Origin of the sequence: Shewanella sp. Iso12, from assembly GCF_012030025.1 — a bacterium.
In the GTDB taxonomy this organism is placed as follows: Bacteria; Pseudomonadota; Gammaproteobacteria; order Enterobacterales; family Shewanellaceae; genus Shewanella; species Shewanella algae.
On record NZ_JAAUHW010000006.1, the window covers coordinates 38,204 to 55,891 of the forward strand.

Sequence of the window (17,688 nt, forward strand, 5' to 3'; positions counted from 1 at the left end):
TTGGGTGCCTTAGCGTTGAGAAGGAGGCTTGCTTCAGAGCAGGTTGTTTTCTCTGACATAAGCTTCAAATTCAGTGCAGCCGCCGACGTGCTCTTTGTCGACGAAAATTTGCGGCACTGTTTCAACCGGCTTGCCTACGGTTTTTTCCAGATCGGCCTTGGTGATGCCTTCGGCGTGAATATCGACATACTTAAACTTGAAATCATCACGCTTTTCAGCCAGTTGCTCAGAAAGCTGCACTGCACGTACACAATATGGGCAACCTGGACGACCGAAAATAACTACAAACATATTGACTCCCATGGACTTGATTTGCAGCAGTTATACCACAGCTTAAAGACCTATGCTAAGTCGCTTGATCCCAGGAATGATTTTTCGGTTTGAAACCTGCCTTGGTAATCAAAGAAAGTTTGCAATAAATCCCAGCGCCGCGCCTGTTTTTTCAGCAGCAGCATATCCGGCGCCCGAAACCGCGCAGCATCGTCGACCAGTTGTTGTGGTTGACTGTATTTCGGCAGTTTCAGCCCAGGTGTTTTGCTGTGGGGATGGATAAAACAAGCAAACAGCGCCCGGCGTTGAGCACTGGTCTCCATTTTAAAATACTGGTTGAAGTCATTGCCGTCATAATCCAGATACTGAACTCTGAGACGCCCCTCTTCGGCGTACAGCAACATTTGCTGCACCTTGAATAGATGATGATGTTGTTTTGACAACACCTCTTTGAGACGTTTGTCCGGATCGACCAGAGTCGATTGGCATTGATGGCAAATCTTGGCAGCGATATCGTTTTCGGCGCCGCAATCCGGGCATGACTTGGCGCGATAGCGATAACTGCATTGACTATTGTCCTGCAACAGTCCTTGGCAGCGGCGGCCGAAGTGTTCGATGATGTCGCCATCCTCATCCGTCTTGCCCCAGAAGATATTGGCAAAACCGCACTCTGGGCAGGGAACCTGTACCGGCACCGAGTTTGCCGCGGGCTTGGGAGTGCCGACCTCGGGATAGAACAGGTCAAAGCCGCTGGCGGCATAATCTATGACCAGACAGTCCTGTTTGCCTTCGGCCAGCCTCAGGCCGCGGCCAACCATCTGTTGAAACAGGCTCACAGATGCCGTGGGCCGCATGATGGCAATAAGGTCTACATGGGGCGCATCAAACCCTGTTGTGAGCACGGCCACATTGACCAGAAACTTAAGTTCCTGGGCTTTAAAGCCGCGGATGATGGCATCCCGTTGTTGCATCTCTGTGGTCGCTGTGATGAGCGCTGCCTGTTCGTTAGCCAGTAGCGTTAGCACTTCTTCGGCGTGACGCACAGTGGCGGCAAAAATAATCACTCCCTTGCGGGTGTTGGCCAGTTGCCTTAGCTGGTTAACAATGGCCTTGGTCGCACGGCCACTGTGACTGAGCAGGGCATCGACCTTAGCCTCATCATATTCCCCATTGCTGTTGCTCGGCAGGCTGCTGAAGTCATACTGAGCGCTCAGGCCGTCGTAAAGCCTGGGCGGCGTCAGATAGCCTCGTTTAATTAGGGGCCTTAAGGGCAACTCAAAGATGCAGTCATCAAAAATCCCTCGGTCGGGATTGCCAACCCGGCCGTGATAGTGGCGGCGATAAATAAAACCCAGTCCAAGGCGATAAGGGGTGGCCGTCAACCCCAGCAGCTTAAGTTTGGGGTTGTGGGATTTGAGGTGTTCAAGCAGTTGCTGATACTGGCTGTCCTGCTCAAGGCTCACTCTGTGGCACTCGTCTATGACCACCAGGGAGTAGTGGCTGTCAAAGGCTTCCAGGTTGCGCCCGGCGGATTGCACGCTGGCGACAACGGTTTTGCCTTGGGTGAGCTTTTGCCTCAGGCCGGCCGAGTAGATGCTGGCTTCGTCGGTTAACAGGGCAACTTTTTCGGCGTTTTGGGCGACCAGCTCTTTAACATGGGTCAGTACCAGTACCTTGCCTTTGGCGATACGGGCCAGTTCAGCAATCACCAAACTCTTGCCGGCACCCGTGGGCAGCACTATCACTGCCGAGCCTGATTGAGTGCGGAAATAGCGCACAGCGGCATCCACGGCTTGCTGCTGATAATCACGTAGGCGAATGCCGGCCTTGGCAGTATCTTCTGCCTGAGTTTTTGTCGTCGCTTTCTGAGCTACTGGCTTTTTACTATCTGTTGACACTGACTTGCAAAGAGGAATTGACCGTGGGGCGAGCTTATCACAGACGTGCTCGGGTACTGTGCTTTTCCTGCATTGTTGCCCACTTTCTATCCTCGGACACCACAACTCGTCCTGTTCAGGGCATCAATGGTTAAAAAAAGCACTTTTTGTAGGCAATTCATTTGCTAAAATGCCTCACGCCACTGGTCAAAGACCTGTAGCTAACGTAAAATTTCACTCTTTTACTGTTTTAATTCAAACAGACACCAAAATCGCCGCCTACGGGCCGGCATGCACTGGAAGAGAAGATGCAGCAGTTAACTGAGATCGTAGAACAGGCCTTAGCCGCCATCGAAGGGGCCAGTGATCTGAAAATCCTCGATGACATCCGCGTCGATTATCTTGGCAAGAAGGGCAAGATCACCGACATGATGAAGTTGATGGCGACCCTGAGTCCACAAGAAAAGCCCGCCTTCGGCCAGAAGGTCAATGAAGCCAAGCAAAAGGTACAGCAGTTCCTCAGTCAGCGAATTGAAGGGCTGAAAGCAGCCGAGTTGGAGCAGAAGCTCCAGGCTGAGAAAATCGATGTCACCCTGCCGGGGCGTCGTTTGGACAATGGTGGTTTGCATCCGGTAACCCGAACCATTGAACGGATTGAGAGCTTCTTTGGTGAGTTGGGCTTCAGTGTCAAACAGGGGCCGGAAGTTGAAGACGACTATCATAACTTCGATGCTTTGAATATTCCCGAGCATCATCCTGCTCGTGCCGATCACGATACTTTCTACTTCAATCCCAAGGTAGTGCTGCGTACCCAGACTTCAGGGGTGCAAATTCGCACCATGGAAGTGGAAAAGCCACCTTTGCGGATTATCTCTCCCGGTCGAGTCTATCGTAATGACTACGATATGACTCACACGCCTATGTTCCATCAGGTGGAAGGCCTGCTGGTCGATGAGAATGTTAACTTTGCCGAACTGAAAGGCATTTTGCACGACTTCCTGCGTAACTTCTTTGAAGAGGATCTGGAGATACGTTTCCGTCCTTCTTACTTCCCCTTTACCGAGCCTTCTGCCGAAGTGGATGTGAAAGGCAAGAACGGCTGGTTGGAAGTACTCGGCTGCGGCATGGTTCACCCTAATGTGCTGCGCGGTGTGGGAATCGATCCTGATAAATACTCCGGTTTTGCTTTTGGTATGGGCGTCGAGCGTCTGGCCATGCTGCGTTATGGTGTCAACGACCTGCGCGCCTTCTTCGAAAACGACTTACGTTTTCTCAAGCAATTCAAATAACGGAGCTTTAGTATTATGAAATTCAGTGAATCCTGGCTTCGTGAGTGGGTTAACCCTGCGATTAGCCGTGACGAATTAACTCACCAAATCACCATGGCCGGCCTGGAAGTGGACGACGTCATTGCCGTTGCCGGTGACTTTTCCGGCGTGGTAGTGGGTGAAGTGGTTGAATGTGGTCAACACCCCGATGCCGACAAGCTAAGGGTCACCAAGGTCAATGTCGGCGGCGAAGAGCTGTTGGATATCGTCTGCGGCGCACCTAACTGCCGTCAGGGACTCAAGGTTGCTGTGGCCGTTGTTGGTGCGGTGCTGCCCGGTGACTTCAAAATCAAGAAAGCCAAACTGCGTGGACAACCTTCACACGGCATGCTGTGCTCTTATGGCGAGTTGGGCATAGAGATTGAGAGCGACGGCATTATTGAGCTGCCGCTGGATGCTCCTATCGGTACCGATATTCGTGAATATCTGCAGCTTAATGATGTGATTATCGATGTGGATCTGACCGCCAACCGTGCAGATTGCCTGGGTATGGTGGGGCTGGCCCGCGAAGTGGGCGTGCTCAACCGTCTTAACGTGACCGAGCCAAGCTGGGAAGCTGCCAACGTCAGTAGTGAGCGTAGAGTTGAAATTGACGTGGCCAATCCGGAAGCTTGCCCGAGATATCTGGGCCGGGTGGTCAGCAATGTCAATGTCAAGGCGCAAACGCCTGACTGGATGGTGGAGAAACTGCGCCGCAGCGGTATTCGCTCGATAGATCCTATCGTGGACATCACCAACTATGTATTGGTTGAATTCGGTCAACCTATGCATGCTTTTGATCTGGACAAGATTGACGGCGGCATCAAGGTGCGTCTGGGTAACGGTGAAGAGAAGCTGACTCTGCTCGATGGCAACGAAATTACTGTACCAGCCGATACCCTGGTGATTGCCGATAACAGCCAGGCATTGGCCCTGGCTGGTGTATTCGGTGGTGAGGCTTCCGGCGTCAGTGAGCAAACCCGCGATATTATGCTGGAGTGTGCGTTCTTCGCGCCTTTGGCCATCATGGGTAAGGCCCGTCGCCTTGGACTGCACACCGACTCTTCGCATCGTTTTGAGCGCGGCGTTGACCCAGAGCTGCAGCATAAGGCTATGGACAGAGCTACCCGCCTGGTGCTGGATATCTGTGGCGGCGAAGCCGGCCCTGTGGTTGAGGCCAAGAGCGAAGCGCATCTGCCAAAGGCTGCCGACATTAAACTGCGTCGCAGCAAGCTGGACAAACTGCTTGGTCATCAGATTAGTGATGCCGATGTGGAAGAGATCCTGACCCGTCTGGGCTTCCAGGTTGAAAAACAGGGCAGCGATTGGCAGGTGAAAACCGCCACTTATCGCTTCGACATGGCAATTGAAGAAGATCTTATCGAAGAAGTAGCCCGAATTTACGGTTATAACAATATTCCGAACACAGCCCCGCTGGCGCACCTCTCTATGACAGATCATAAAGAGTCGGATCTGAAGCTTAGTCGGGTGAGGGCTATGTTGGTGGCCCGAGGTTTCCAGGAAGCTGTCACCTATAGTTTTGTCGATCCCAAGCTGCAAAAACTGGTGCATCCTGACAGCGAAGCCATGGTACTGCCTAACCCGATTTCCAGTGAAATGTCGGCTATGCGCCTGTCTATGTTCACTGGATTGCTGAATGCGGTGGGTTACAACCAGGCCCGTCAACAGACTCGTGTACGCCTGTTTGAGACTGGTTTACGCTTTATTCCTGATGCACAAGCAGAATCCGGCGTAAGACAACAAGCCATGCTGGGTGCGGTGATCGCCGGTCCCCAGAGCGACGAGCACTGGAGCATGGAGTCGAAAACCGTTGATTTCTTCGATCTTAAAGGTGATTTAGAGGCCATTATTGGCTTGACAGTTTCCGAAGCTGAATTTAGTTTTAAAGGAGCGCAGCATCCGGCTATGCATCCGGGGCAATGTGCTGAAATATTGAGAAATGATCGGGTCATAGGGTATATAGGTGCAGTCCATCCCAGCCTCGAGAAGCCTTTTGGGCTGAATGGCAAAACCATAGTTTTTGAGCTGGAATTGGACGCCTTGCTGCAGGCTAAATTACCGCAAGCCCAGGCTGTGTCTAAGTTTCCAGCCAATCGCCGCGATATCGCCATAGTGGTTGATGAAGAAGTCGCCGCAGGTGACGTGATGACGCTGATAAGAAAAGTTGGCGAAAATCAGTTGGTTGGCTTAAACTTGTTCGATGTATACCGAGGTAAAGGTGTAGAGCAGGGCAAAAAGAGTCTGGCGATCGCACTTACGTTACAAGATAACACTCGTACACTTGAGGAAAAAGAGATAGCTGAGATGGTTGATACAGTGGTTTCTGCACTCAAGTCCGAGTTCAACGCATCGTTGAGGGATTAAAGTATGGCACTTACCAAGGCCGAAATGGCAGAGCATCTTTTTGAAACGCTTGGCATTAACAAGCGGGTAGCCAAAGAGATGGTTGAAGCGTTTTTCGAAGAGATCCGAACTGCGCTTGAAAATGGTGAGCAGGTCAAGTTATCTGGCTTTGGCAACTTTGATCTTAGGGATAAGAATCAAAGACCGGGAAGGAATCCCAAAACAGGTCAGGACATTCCAATTTCTGCCCGTCGGGTGGTGACATTCCGTCCGGGACAGAAGCTGAAGAGTCGCGTAGAAGCCGCTAACAAAGGCAAATAACTGCTCGGTCAGTAATTCAGAACAGGGAAGCCGCTCCTGTGAGTGGCTTCCCTGTTTGTGTCTGTAGAAAACACTTCTACTATGCTGTATCGCATTTTTAATGCCTGGTTTGGCATTGCATTGGAATTACACCCAGGGGTTAAACCTTGTCAAATACACCTTCCAAGCCTAAGAAAGGCAAATACTTCGATAGGCGCTTCCGTTGCTCATTGTTGCATCCGAGATTTTGGGGCAGTTGGTTGGCGATAGGCGTACTGGTTCTCTTCGGTCTCTTGCCCGCCATTATTCGCGATCCTATCGCTCGCGGCTTGTCACGTTTGGTCAGGCGTATAGCCCATAAGCCCATTAAGGTGGCCAGAGCCAATCTCAAAGCCTGTTTCCCCGATAAGAGTGAATCGGAAATCGAGCAGTTGCTGGAGCGCAACACCGAAGCTTTTGTGATGACCTTGCTGGCCCAATCTGAGCTTATCTTGATGCCGAGCTGCTATATACGCAAAAGAGTCAAGGTTGAGGGAGAAGAGCATATTGCCGCTGCCCGTGAAGCAGGGCAGCCGATTATCTTTATCATGCCCCATGTGTGGGGCATAGAGTATGCCGGTTTGAGGCTGAATTTGGACTTGCCCATGGTCTCCATGGCCAAGGCGCATCGAAATGAATTGTTCAACTGGTTCAATAACCGGATGCGCAGCTCTCAAGGCGGCAATATCTATATGCGTGAAGCCGGGATCCGGGCCTTGTTGGCTGAGCTGAAACAGGGTAACAGTTTCTTCTATTTGCCGGATGAAGACTTGGGACCGGAACAGAGCGTATTTGCGCCATTTTTAGGAACAGTCAAGGCTACTTTACCTGTGGTTGGCCGTTTGGCACAGGCTGGTAACGCTCAGGTAATGCCGGTGAAGATTGGCTACGACGAGCAAGCCAGGTGCTTTCGTTTGACTGTTATGCCGGCAATTGATCCCGAGTCGATGCAGGGCAAGGAAAATGAAGCCAAGGCGCTGAATAAGGCGGTGGAGCAGGTGATCAACGCCTATCCTGAGCAGTACATGTGGTTTCTTAAGGTACTACGCACTCGTCCGGAAGGTATGCCGCCGATTTATTGAAATAGAACACAGATAAAGCCACTCACAGAGTGGCTTTTCTTTTATGTACTATCGGCAAAGTGCTGCCTGTTGCTTGCAGGCTTGGGGAAGAATCATGTGCCCAAGGAATTGGTGGTTATGGCAAAGGTTGATATTTTGAGCTTGAAGCAAGAGGAGGGGAAGCATTTACAATTTCTTGCGACACGAGAACAAGCCGATCCCGATAAGCTCTTGCTATGCTCATCATTCAAATTTAGTTAATAAGAGGAGTTGGTTCTTTAGAAAGGAATTGGTTGCGGGAGCCGGATTTGAACCGACGACCTTCGGGTTATGAGCCCGACGAGCTACCATGCTGCTCCATCCCGCGTCCGATTTGTGCTAATCAGTTTGAATTCATAATTAAGGAATTTGAAATTGGTTGCGGGAGCCGGATTTGAACCGACGACCTTCGGGTTATGAGCCCGACGAGCTACCATGCTGCTCCATCCCGCGTCCGAATTGTGCTAATCAGTTTGAATTCATAATTAAGGAATTGGTTGCGGCGCTGGATTTGAACCGAAGACCTTCGAGGCTCTTATAAAGAACTGAGCCCGACGAGCTACCATGCTGCTCCATCCCGCGTCCGAATTGTGCTAATCAGTTTGAATTCATAATTAAGGAATTGGTTGCGGGAGCCGGATTTGAACCGACGACCTTCGGGTTATGAGCCCGACGAGCTACCATGCTGCTCCATCCCGCGTCCGTTAAAGCGGGGTGGACTATAACGACCAAGGGGCGGCAATGCAAGGACAAATCATCAAAATGCCATTGAGTGTTCAAATTTAATTCATCCGTGCGCGGAGATTAAACGTATCGGTCACAACTCCAACAATTCGGCAGGATTGACCAAGAAAAGCGGTCCTGAAAACGGAAGTTTTTATCTTTTACCTTAATCAAAGGGTATAATGCGCCATTCATTTTTGCTTTGCTATCTGGTTTGTTCATGTTGAATTTTTTTGCGGCGGCCCCCAAGGGGTTTGAATATGCTTTGGCGCAGGAACTGCGCGAGTTTGGTGCGCTTGAGGTCAAGGAAAGCCTGGCCGGGGTTTATTTCTCCTGTCCACTGGAGCTGGCATACCGCATTACCCTTTGGACCAGACTGGCAAGCCGTATTTTGCTTATATTGCATCGCGGTCCCTGTGATTCCGCCGAACAGCTTTATAATGCGGCCTTCTGTATCGATTGGCCGAGCCACTTTGATAACCGTTGTACCTTTAGTATCGACTTTCACGGCATGGGCGGTTTTATCAAGAACACCCAGTTCGGCGCCCTCAAGATTAAAGATGCTGTAGTGGATCGCTTCCGCGAAGACGATCTCAACCGCCCCAATGTGCAACGTGTCGATGCCGACTTCAAAATCGATGCCCACTACCGTAACGGCCAGGTAACCATAGCGCTGAACTTCTCCGGTCCGGCGCTGCATCAACGTGGCTATCGCAGCGGTACCGGTGAGGCGCCATTAAAAGAGAACCTTGCCGCCAACATGTTAGCCAGGGCCCAATGGGATAAACAAACGCCTTTGCTGGACCCATTTTGTGGCAGCGGCACAGTGTTGATTGAGGCGGCTATGATAGCGGCCGATATGGCCCCGGGGCTGCAACGCAGTCGCTTTGGCTTTGAGCACTGGTATTGCCATGACGCCAAGCTTTGGCAAAGCATAGTCGAGGAAGCCAAGGCGTGGGCCAGCATAGGCAAGAACCGTTGTGATGTGAAGTTCTTCGGCTCGGACATGGACTCGCGCATGGTGGCGCTGGCCAAACGTAATGCCAAGAGCGCCGGTGTCAGTCACCTGATTGAGTTCAGTGTGGCCAATGCTCTCAATATCACGCCACCGCTGGACAAAGGCTTGTTGATCTCCAACCCGCCCTACGGCGAGCGTTTGGGCAATGTCTCCTCTTTGTTGCAGCTTTACTATCAGTTTGGCGACAAGCTCAAGCGTGAGTTTGGAGGCTGGCAAGTGGCCTTGCTTTGCAGTGATATCGAATTGATCTCATCGCTTAAGCTCAAGGCCGATAAGCAGATGAAGATGTTCAACGGGGCACTGGAGTGCGCCTTTAATCTCTATACCCTGCATGCCAACTCTACCCGCAGGGCGGCTGTAGCGGCCGAGCAGTCAGGGGCTGAGGTCAGTGACATCGCCAGTGCATTTGCCAACCGGGTGAAAAAGAATCTGAAACAGCTGGATAAGTGGGCCCGTAAAGAGGGAATCGACAGTTATCGCCTCTATGATGCAGATATCCCCGAGTACAATGTCGCCATCGACAAGTATCTGGATTATGTGGTGATCCAAGAGTATGCAGCGCCCGCCAGCATACCTGAAGCCGTCAGCAAGCGACGTTTGACCGATGTGCTTCTGTCTTTGCCCGGTGCCATAGGTGTTGAGCCGGACAAGATCATCCTCAAGACCCGCGAGCGGCAGAAGGGTACAAATCAGTATCAGCGGCTCGACAAAGAAAAGCTGGAGCTGGTTACCCAGGAGTACGGTGCTCGTTTCAAACTCAACCTGACTGACTATCTGGATACCGGGTTGTTTCTCGATCACAGGCTTATTCGCAAACTGGTGGGCAGTAAAGCCAACGGTCGCGACGTACTCAACCTGTTCGCCTATACGGGAACCGCGTCGGTGCACGCCGGGCTTGGCGGTGCCAAGTCGGTCACGACTGTGGATATGTCCAACACTTACCTTAACTGGGCCAAGGATAACTTTGTGCTCAATGGTTTGATTGGCAAACAGTACCGTTTCGAACAGGGTGACTGTCTGCAATGGATCCGCGATTGTGACCGTAAGTTCGATCTTATCTTTATCGATCCGCCAACCTTCTCCAACTCCAAGCGGATGGAAGACTCGTTCGATGTGCAGCGCGATCACGTCAAGTTGTTGTCTGATCTATTCAAGCTGCTCAATCTGGGCGGAGAGATAATCTTTTCCAACAATAAACGTAAGTTCAAAATGGATATCGAAGCCATGGCGGCTCAGGGCATGTCAGTCACCAATATGGATGCCCAGATGCTGCCAATGGATTACAAGCGCAATCCGCATATTCATAATACCTGGTTGATAACCCATGCCTGAGACGCCATTGACCCTATACCACACAGATGGTTGCCATCTGTGTGAGTTGGCCATGACCTTGCTCGATGGCCTGAATATTGGTTATCGCACCCAGGATATTTGCGAGCAAGAAACGCTTGCCGAGCGCTATGGAGTGCTTATTCCTGTGCTGGCCAACTGCCAGGGTGAAGAGCTCTGTTGGCCCTTCGATGAACAGCAAGTAAAACGCTTTACAGGAGCATAATGTGAGTCTGGTTCGTATCAATAGTGGCTCGCTTGCCTATGGTTATACCCCTCTGCTGCAGCAGGCAGATTTCAGTATTGAAGCCGGCGAGCGGGTCTGTATTGTCGGCCGTAATGGCGCCGGCAAATCCAGTCTGTTGAAGGTGTTGGCAGGAGAAGTCCTGCTCGATGATGGTGAGTTCAATATCGCCACCGATGTTAAAGTCAGCCGCCTGCAACAGGACCCACCCAAAGCGGAACAGGGCACTGTCTATTCTTATATTGCCGCAGGTCTGGCCGATGTGGGCCAACTGCTTGAAGAATACCATCAGCTGTCGCAGTCTATGGCCAAGGCCCAGGGTGAAGCGCTCGAGAAAATGCTGAAAAACCTCGAGCGGTTGCAATCCAAGTTGGATCACTTCGATGGTTGGCAACTCGACAACCGTATTCAGCAAAACTGTCGGCTGCTGGGGTTGGACCCGGATAAACCTCTGTCTGAACTCTCCGGCGGCTGGCAACGAAAAGTCGCCCTGGCCAGAGCCTTGGTGAGTGAGCCGGATTTGTTACTGCTTGATGAGCCTACCAACCACCTGGATATCGACACCATAGAATGGCTGGAACAGTTTCTGTTGGGATATAAGGGCGCCATCGCCTTTATCAGTCACGACCGTGGCTTTATTCAGAAGATAGCCACCCGCATAGTGGATCTGGACCGCGGAGTGGTTACCTCCTGGCCCGGTGATTACCAGAGTTATCTCGATGGTAAGCAGGAGTGGCTCAGGGTTGAGGCCGAGCAAAATGCGCACTTCGACAAGAAACTCGCCGAGGAAGAGGTGTGGATCCGTCAGGGGATCAAGGCTCGCCGTACCCGTAATGAAGGCAGGGTGAGGGCTCTCAAGGCCTTGAGAATGGAGCGCCGGGCCCGGCTGGAACGCCAGGGCAATGCCAGAATGCAGGTGTCTGAAGCCGATCGCAGTGGCAAGTTGGTGTTTGAGGTGCAGGATCTCAATTACAACCTGGCAGATAAGGACCTGGTGCGGGACTTTTCCACCAATGTGATGCGCGGCGATCGCATCGCGCTGATTGGCCCCAACGGTTGCGGTAAATCCACGCTTATCAAGTTGTTGATAGGTCAGTTAGCGCCGCAGAGTGGTGAAATCAAGACGGGTACCAAGCTGGAAGTCGCCTACTTTGACCAATACCGCGAAGCCTTGGATCCGGAGAAGACGGTTGAAGAAAACGTCGGCGAGGGTAAGAGCACTGTTACTGTTAACGGCAAAGACAGGCATATCCTCAGTTATCTGCAGGACTTTTTGTTTTCGCCTATGCGGGCCCGTACTCCGGTCAAGGCGCTCAGTGGCGGTGAGAAAAACCGTTTGCTACTGGCCAGACTGCTGCTCAGGCCGGCCAACCTTATCATTCTCGATGAACCGACAAATGATCTTGATATAGAGACACTGGAATTGCTAGAGTCTCTGCTCACTGAATATGAAGGTACTCTGCTGCTTGTCAGTCATGATCGGGCCTTCATTGATAATACGGTCACCAGTTCCTGGTGGTTCAGTGGCAACGGCCGTTGGAGTGAATATGTCGGCGGCTATCAGGATGCGGTTGCCCAAGGGGCACGTTTCTATCGCGACGCTGAGGAACCTGAGGCAGCTAAGCCTGTCAAACAGGAGGTTGCGCCGCAAAAAGCCGCAGAACCCAAGACAGCCAAAAAGCTTTCCTATAAGCTTCAACGTGAGTTGGATGCTTTACCTGCCTTGATGGAAACTCTGGAGCAGGAGTTGGAACAGCTACAGGAGCGCGTCAATCAGCCGGACTTTTATTCGCAGGATCAAGCTATTTTGAGCAGCGAATTGCAACAGTTGGCAGAGAAAGAACAGCAACTGGAGGCTTACTTCGAGCGTTGGGAAGAACTCGAGTCAATGAAGTAAGCTCAAAAAATTAAATGGGAATCAAATTAATGAAGTTGAATAGTGCGCTGTCATTGGTGGCCATGGGGGTTATCAGTGTATTACAGGTATCGCAGGCGGCCCCTGTCTATGAAGTCGTCAACCTGGATGAATATGATCTCAAAGGTAACCTGACCGATACTCGTACTGGTTATGGTATGGGCGTTAATGCCAATAATGAAGCCATAGGTGTGGCCAAGGGCAAGAAAAAGCTCAGCACCTCGGATGTGGATAATGATGACGGCATTATCGACATTGAAGATGGTATCGCCCCAGAGGAAAAGATCACCTATTCCATCAATGATCCCATCATTGCCAATAACTTCACCTTCAACTCTCAGGAAAACGATCCTGCCAGTCCCTGGACACCCAATTTCGAGAGTGTAAACGGTAGCACGCCGCCTGCGGATACCGACCCTGCCGATCCGGCCAGTGTCAATTCGGTTGACAGTTTCTTCTATGACGTCAATGACGCCGGTATTCGTGTCGGTGCCATGACAGGTAAAGAGAAGAAAGTCGACTACACCGGGGAAACCGAAGGGCAGGAGTACTGGTATTACCGTGACTTCGAGCAGCGCGGTTTTGTTAAAGACGGCAGTACTGAAGTGCCGCTGTTGCCGCCTTATACCACTTATACCAAGGACGACAAGACGGCCGAGCTCGGCGGTTGGTCCATGGCATCAGCCATCAACAGCAACAACCTGGTTGCCGGCTATGCCAGTACCGCCATCAGTAACTATGGCGCCGAACGGGCCGCGGCTTGTCTCAGTGACGACAACACGCTGCCGCTGGATGTGTGTCTGCAGCGGGAAAAATATCCCAACGCCAACAACACCCGCAATATTCAGTACCAGATGCGTGCCTATGTCTGGCAGTATGAAAATGGCGCGGTTACCGGCACTGAACTACCACTTGGTCTGACTCCCGGTGATTCAGACTATACCTTTACCGCTCAGGGGCTGGGGCTGAACAACTCTGGAGTTGTTGCCGGACGCTCCCATGTTTATCGTTATAACGATTCAGACAACCTGAGAATGGATGCGGCCTACTGGAGTAAAGATGCCAATGGTGAATACAAGTACCATTGGATCCCGGTTGTCGATGATGATGTGCGCAACTCCATTGCCTATGATGTCAATGATGCAGGGATCTTGGTCGGTAGCTACAACAAGTACATTCAGGGTTATATCCGCGATAAGTTCTTTATCTATGATACCAATAACCCTGAGACCAAGCCGGTTACCCCCAATGATTTCTACAACACCATGTCTGATCTCTCCAGCAAGCCCAGAGATATCAACAACAAAGGTCAGGTCGTGGGTTATATCGAGTCTACCCATGACAAGGACAAACCAAGACCTAAGGTGGGTTTCCTGTTTGACAAAGAGTCCGGTGAGTTCAGTAATCTCAATAAGCTGCTGACCTGTGAGTCCAAAGGCTATGAGAAAGATGCCGAAGGCAACTGGAAACGTCATGAAGTGAGTGTTGAAGATGGCTCAGGCAAAACCCTGACCTACAACACTGACATAGTGGTGGTGGAAGCCAACAGCATCAATGAGGAAGGCACCATAGTAGGTACCGCCTTTATCCGTAAGCCTTCTTACCAGTTTGATGAAAAAGGTAATTTGGTGATCGGTGAAAACGGCAAGCCGCTGTTTGAGCTTAACGGTAACGGTCAGCCAGTGACTTCTTATCTGCCGCGTATGGTTGTTCTTAAGCCCAGTGGCAGTGGGGAAGCCTGTACTCAGGTGGACGACGGTGATATCGATAAGCCGTTTGAGCGTTCCGGTGCGGCCAGTTTGGGTTGGTTGGCATTGCTGCCGCTGATCTGGTGGCGCAGACGCAAAATTTAAGCTTAGTTTAAGCCTGTGAGATCGGCGCCCAAAAGGCGCCGATTTTTTTAATCAGGATCTCAATAGTTTAAAATTTCTTCGCTATAATTGGCGATTTTTTGATTGATCTCGGCGTTGAAAAGTTCTATTCATAGCAAGTGAAGCTGATGCTTCTATGTAAAATAGTACAGAGGACGCTTGCATGAAGAGACAAAAACGAGATCGTTTAGACCGAGCCTTTTCGAAGGGATTCCAAGCCGGTGTCGGCGGCCGCTCCAAGGAGCTTTGTCCTTATTCGAATCTTGATTCTCGCTCCCAGTGGCTAGGAGGCTGGCGCGAAGGGGTAGAAGGCCGGATAAACGGCCTGTTCAATAAGTAATTCAGCAAGACTGCCCTCCCAGATGAGGGCATTTTTATAGCGCTCTGAAAACAACAAGGTCGGCAATTGCCGACCTTGTTACTTGTATTCGATGGCTTTAGAAGGTTGAGGTATCGCTGAATACACCCACTTTCAGATCCGTGGCCGAGTAGATCTCGCGGCCATCTACTTCCAAAGTCGCATCGGCAATACCCATCACCAGTTTGCGGTGTATGGTGCGCTTGATATTAAGCTTATAAGTCACCTTTTTGGCGCCTGGCAGCACCTGGCCGGTAAATTTGACCTCGCCTACACCAAGTGCACGGCCTTTACCCACGGCGCCCTCCCAGGCAAGGAAAAAGCCAACCAGTTGCCACATGGCATCCAGTCCCAGACAACCTGGCATAACAGGGTCATCAACAAAGTGACAGCCAAAGAACCAGAGATCCGGGTTGATATCCAGTTCTGCAACAATTTCACCTTTACCGAAGGCTCCGCCGTTGTCGTTGATGGTGACGACTCTGTCGATCATCAACATGTTGTCCACGGGCAGGCGAGGGGAGTTCTTGCCAAATATCTCACCATGGCCGCAGGCGATGAGCTCTTCTTTGTTGAAACTGTTTGCTTTAGTCATTGTTGTTACCACATCCTTCATCAAGTGCCGCCAAGATTAGCGAACAGGTGTAAGCCAAACAACTCCGATCAGCTACTTATTGGCGAAAAAATGGCAATCTTGCCAGCAAGCTCGCAAAATAGCCCGGTTCCTCATCAAGATTGCCTGCCAACTTGTCCAGTCGTTGTTGCACCATGCCGTATAAAGTGTCTTCGGGGAAGTTGTTGTCTTCGTCTGCTTCCCCGGCCTCTATCCCCATCAACAGAGTGACAGCTTGGTCGACATGAGTGATTTCGTAGAGCAGGAATTGACCTTGCTCTACCGCCGCTATGATCTCGGGTGCCAGATTGAGTTGCTGCACATTGGACTTGGGCATAATCACCCCTTGGCTGCCGGTCAAGCCACGTCTGGCGCAGAGCTTGAAGAACCCCTCAATCTTCTCATTGACACCGCCGATGGCCTGCACGTTGCCGAACTGATCAAGCGCACCTGTCACCGCCAGCCCTTGGTCTATCGGCTGTTCGGTTATCGCCGAGATCAGGCTGCAATATTCGGCCAAGGAGGCACTGTCGCCGTCAATCTCCTGATAGGACTGCTCAAATACAATATTGGCATTGAGGTGCAAGGGCGCGTCGCGGCCAAATACCCGATAGAGACATGCGGACAGGATCATCATTCCCTTGGCGTGGATATTGCCCGCCAACTCAGATTTCCGCTCAATGTCGGCCACTTCACCATCACCATAATGCACTGATGCCGTGATCCTGGCTGGCTCGCCGTAGCAATAATCCAAGGTATCTATCACTGTCAGGCCATTGATTTGCCCCACCATAGCACCCTCAGTTGGCAAATAGATGAAGGCGTCATCAAGATTTTGTGCCGACTGCTGTTCTTGGGCGTTATGTCGCTGCTGACGTTGTGCCAGGGCATGTTCAATGGCGTTGGCATCCAGCGCTTGCCCCTGGCTGTAAAAAGCAGCTTCAGCGAACACTTGTGCCAAATCTGCGCTGGCGAGGCTCAAACGCTGCTGATGCTCTGTCAGGCGACTGCTGTATCTGAGCAGAGGCAGTAAGGCCGACTCGGTCAGTTGACAATCACTGAGCTTGGCCAGCTCTGCCAGCCAGGCTACATAGGCGTTGACAGTAACCTTTTGCAAATCAATTTCAAATACCAGCTCGCCAAGCAGGGCGAACAACTCGCTGAATCTGCGCTCATGGTACCTGAGCTCGCTGTAGAGCAGACTCGAGCCCACCAATACAACTTTGGCTTGCAGTGGCTGCCATTGTCCCTGAAGCTCGAAGCCACCTTTTTCGATGGCATCCAACAATAGCTCCCACAAAGGCTCACGTTTCCACAAGGACTCGGCGCAGATAAAAAGTAGTCCGGGCTTTGTGAGGGCACCCGGTTGCCTTGATGGTTGACTATCCGGATAGCCGAGTAGCTGCGCCCGGGTGATGCGACCGCTTAAATATTGCATCGGCATTTTGCTTTGGGCGCTCAGGGCTTCAAACAGCCAAGTGCGGTGGATACCCTGGAAGTCTGCCAGGAAGAGCTGTTGTCCTGATAAGGTTTGCAGCAGACCAAAGGCGTCTATGACTCTTTCTTGTCCAAGTAATAGATCTGTCAGTTGGCTCGATGTGGGAAGCTGCAGATTGGAGTATTGAGGGGTAAGGGCCCCGGCCGGGATCAAGCTAGGCTTCATTGTGGCTCAAAGTCATTTAAAGATAAGCTGATTTTACCACAGGGGTGACGGAGCGGCATGGTAAATCTCCATTCTGGAGCGGCTTTTATTGTTCGATATGAGTTCCGTTTGAATCTTTCGGATGGCTGAGATTTAGGCATATGAACATATTTTTAGAAATAAGGGTTTACAACGGCTTAGTGAGCTTATAATATTTGCGCCGTTCCGGAGGGGTGGCAGAGTGGTTGAATGCACCGGTCTTGAAAACCGGCATGGGTTTATAGCCCATCCAGGGTTCAAATCCCTGCTCCTCCGCCATATTCAGATAGGCCCGCTTGTGCAAACAGGCGGGCTTTTTCGTATTTGGTTTTGATGATTGCTATTGGCCAGGTACCACTTAGAGTATTGCTGGGTTTATAGCGCCGTTATGCAGGGTGTAAATCTCTGCTCCTCCGCCATATTCAGAGAAGCCCGCTTGTGCAAACAGGCGGGCTTTTCGTATTTCCGTTCCTATGCCAGTCATAGACTTAAAGTCGCCAATAGAGTAGGCAATCCACTTGTTTGTCCAACGACTACATCAACGATACTCAGATCTATCTGACGGGGTTGGGACAGTTTGTAGCCCTGAAATGCTCAACTAAAAGCCGCTTTGTTTAACGAATAAGCAGTTGGAATAAAATGATTTATTAAAGGTTTACACGCTTTTTTGTTGGATATA

At 51.1% G+C, this 17,688-nt stretch carries 13 protein-coding genes and 5 tRNA genes; 10 read left to right on the plus strand and 8 right to left on the minus strand.

Annotation, left to right across the window (positions count from 1 at the left end):
- Positions 1 to 33 precede the first annotated feature (33 nt).
- Positions 34 to 291 carry a GrxA family glutaredoxin gene (locus HCX89_RS12160; RefSeq protein WP_025009626.1) on the minus strand — a complete coding sequence of 86 codons (258 nt, stop codon included), beginning with the start codon at positions 289 to 291 and terminating at the stop codon, positions 34 to 36.
- 50 nt (positions 292 to 341) lie between these two features.
- Positions 342 to 2,090, minus strand: a complete 1,749-nt coding sequence (locus HCX89_RS12165) for a DEAD/DEAH box helicase (RefSeq protein WP_129979761.1) — start codon at positions 2,088 to 2,090, stop codon at positions 342 to 344.
- A 365-nt stretch (positions 2,091 to 2,455) separates the two neighbouring features.
- Here HCX89_RS12165 and pheS point away from each other — a divergent pair, with 365 nt between their 5' ends.
- From pheS to lpxM, 4 genes are all read left to right on the plus strand, one after another.
- Positions 2,456 to 3,436 (plus strand): phenylalanine--tRNA ligase subunit alpha, encoded by a 981-nt coding sequence (gene pheS / locus HCX89_RS12170; RefSeq protein ID WP_044734381.1) that lies wholly within the window; start codon positions 2,456 to 2,458, stop codon positions 3,434 to 3,436.
- Positions 3,437 to 3,451: 15 nt separating this feature from the next.
- The gene (gene pheT / locus HCX89_RS12175) at positions 3,452 to 5,839 is read left to right on the plus strand and encodes a phenylalanine--tRNA ligase subunit beta (RefSeq protein WP_144168306.1); all 2,388 of its coding nucleotides are present in this window, start codon (positions 3,452 to 3,454) and stop codon (positions 5,837 to 5,839) included.
- 3 nt (positions 5,840 to 5,842) lie between these two features.
- On the plus strand, positions 5,843 to 6,139 hold the full coding sequence (gene ihfA / locus HCX89_RS12180) for an integration host factor subunit alpha (protein ID WP_025009628.1): 297 nt from the start codon (positions 5,843 to 5,845) through the stop codon (positions 6,137 to 6,139).
- Positions 6,140 to 6,285: 146 nt separating this feature from the next.
- Positions 6,286 to 7,239 (plus strand): lauroyl-Kdo(2)-lipid IV(A) myristoyltransferase, encoded by a 954-nt coding sequence (lpxM, locus tag HCX89_RS12185; RefSeq protein ID WP_167716205.1) that lies wholly within the window; start codon positions 6,286 to 6,288, stop codon positions 7,237 to 7,239.
- Between the two features lie 269 nt (positions 7,240 to 7,508).
- Here the strand turns inward: lpxM and HCX89_RS12190 are convergent.
- The 4 genes from HCX89_RS12190 to HCX89_RS12205 all read right to left on the minus strand — a co-directional run bounded on the left by HCX89_RS12190 (position 7,509) and on the right by HCX89_RS12205 (position 7,957).
- Positions 7,509 to 7,585 (minus strand) — tRNA-Met (locus tag HCX89_RS12190).
- A gap of 48 nt (positions 7,586 to 7,633) precedes the next feature.
- Positions 7,634 to 7,710, minus strand: a tRNA-Met gene (locus HCX89_RS12195).
- A 41-nt stretch (positions 7,711 to 7,751) separates the two neighbouring features.
- Positions 7,752 to 7,839, minus strand: a tRNA-OTHER gene (locus tag HCX89_RS12200).
- Between the two features lie 41 nt (positions 7,840 to 7,880).
- Positions 7,881 to 7,957: transfer RNA gene (locus HCX89_RS12205), tRNA-Met, on the minus strand.
- 243 nt (positions 7,958 to 8,200) lie between these two features.
- Here HCX89_RS12205 and rlmKL point away from each other — a divergent pair.
- The 5 genes from rlmKL to rmf all read left to right on the plus strand — a co-directional run bounded on the left by rlmKL (position 8,201) and on the right by rmf (position 14,697).
- The gene (gene rlmKL, locus HCX89_RS12210) at positions 8,201 to 10,330 is read left to right on the plus strand and encodes a bifunctional 23S rRNA (guanine(2069)-N(7))-methyltransferase RlmK/23S rRNA (guanine(2445)-N(2))-methyltransferase RlmL (RefSeq protein WP_167716207.1); all 2,130 of its coding nucleotides are present in this window, start codon (positions 8,201 to 8,203) and stop codon (positions 10,328 to 10,330) included.
- A complete protein-coding gene (locus HCX89_RS12215) occupies positions 10,323 to 10,553 on the plus strand; it encodes a glutaredoxin family protein (RefSeq protein WP_144190525.1) in 231 nt (76 codons plus the stop codon). Before rlmKL ends, HCX89_RS12215 begins: the two co-directional genes overlap by 8 nt.
- Before the next feature lies 1 nt (position 10,554).
- Complete coding sequence (locus HCX89_RS12220) at positions 10,555 to 12,468, plus strand: ABC transporter ATP-binding protein (protein ID WP_167716209.1); 1,914 nt, start codon at positions 10,555 to 10,557, stop codon at positions 12,466 to 12,468.
- Positions 12,469 to 12,497: 29 nt separating this feature from the next.
- Positions 12,498 to 14,339: a DUF3466 family protein gene (locus HCX89_RS12225; protein ID WP_167716211.1), complete on the plus strand. Its 1,842-nt coding sequence runs from the start codon at positions 12,498 to 12,500 to the stop codon at positions 14,337 to 14,339.
- A gap of 181 nt (positions 14,340 to 14,520) precedes the next feature.
- Positions 14,521 to 14,697 (plus strand): ribosome modulation factor, encoded by a 177-nt coding sequence (gene rmf / locus HCX89_RS12230; RefSeq protein ID WP_081737068.1) that lies wholly within the window; start codon positions 14,521 to 14,523, stop codon positions 14,695 to 14,697.
- Positions 14,698 to 14,794: 97 nt separating this feature from the next.
- On the opposite strand, the gene fabA is transcribed toward rmf, so the two are convergent.
- Both fabA and HCX89_RS12240 read right to left on the minus strand, forming a co-directional pair.
- Positions 14,795 to 15,310, minus strand: coding sequence for a bifunctional 3-hydroxydecanoyl-ACP dehydratase/trans-2-decenoyl-ACP isomerase (fabA, locus tag HCX89_RS12235; protein WP_025009632.1), 516 nt, complete (start codon positions 15,308 to 15,310; stop codon positions 14,795 to 14,797).
- A 76-nt stretch (positions 15,311 to 15,386) separates the two neighbouring features.
- Positions 15,387 to 16,991, minus strand: a complete 1,605-nt coding sequence (locus HCX89_RS12240; RefSeq protein ID WP_044734388.1) for a Lon-insertion domain-containing protein — start codon at positions 16,989 to 16,991, stop codon at positions 15,387 to 15,389.
- Positions 16,992 to 17,197: 206 nt separating this feature from the next.
- Here HCX89_RS12240 and HCX89_RS12245 point away from each other — a divergent pair.
- Positions 17,198 to 17,288: transfer RNA gene (locus tag HCX89_RS12245), tRNA-Ser, on the plus strand.
- Positions 17,289 to 17,688 lie beyond the last annotated feature (400 nt).

What these genes read in the sequence shown, in the direction of transcription:
- HCX89_RS12160 (WP_025009626.1), bottom strand. Translation starts at nt 291, where the DNA reads ATGTTTGTAGTTATTTTCGGTCGTCCAGGTTGCCCATATTGTGTACGT.
- pheS (WP_044734381.1), top strand. Translation starts at nt 2,456, where the DNA reads ATGCAGCAGTTAACTGAGATCGTAGAACAGGCCTTAGCCGCCATCGAA.
- pheT (WP_144168306.1), top strand. Translation starts at nt 3,452, where the DNA reads ATGAAATTCAGTGAATCCTGGCTTCGTGAGTGGGTTAACCCTGCGATT.
- ihfA (WP_025009628.1), top strand. Translation starts at nt 5,843, where the DNA reads ATGGCACTTACCAAGGCCGAAATGGCAGAGCATCTTTTTGAAACGCTT.
- rlmKL (WP_167716207.1), top strand. Translation starts at nt 8,201, where the DNA reads ATGTTGAATTTTTTTGCGGCGGCCCCCAAGGGGTTTGAATATGCTTTG.
- HCX89_RS12215 (WP_144190525.1), top strand. Translation starts at nt 10,323, where the DNA reads ATGCCTGAGACGCCATTGACCCTATACCACACAGATGGTTGCCATCTG.
- HCX89_RS12225 (WP_167716211.1), top strand. Translation starts at nt 12,498, where the DNA reads ATGAAGTTGAATAGTGCGCTGTCATTGGTGGCCATGGGGGTTATCAGT.
- rmf (WP_081737068.1), top strand. Translation starts at nt 14,521, where the DNA reads ATGAAGAGACAAAAACGAGATCGTTTAGACCGAGCCTTTTCGAAGGGA.
- fabA (WP_025009632.1), bottom strand. Translation starts at nt 15,310, where the DNA reads ATGACTAAAGCAAACAGTTTCAACAAAGAAGAGCTCATCGCCTGCGGC.
- HCX89_RS12240 (WP_044734388.1), bottom strand. Translation starts at nt 16,991, where the DNA reads ATGAAGCCTAGCTTGATCCCGGCCGGGGCCCTTACCCCTCAATACTCC.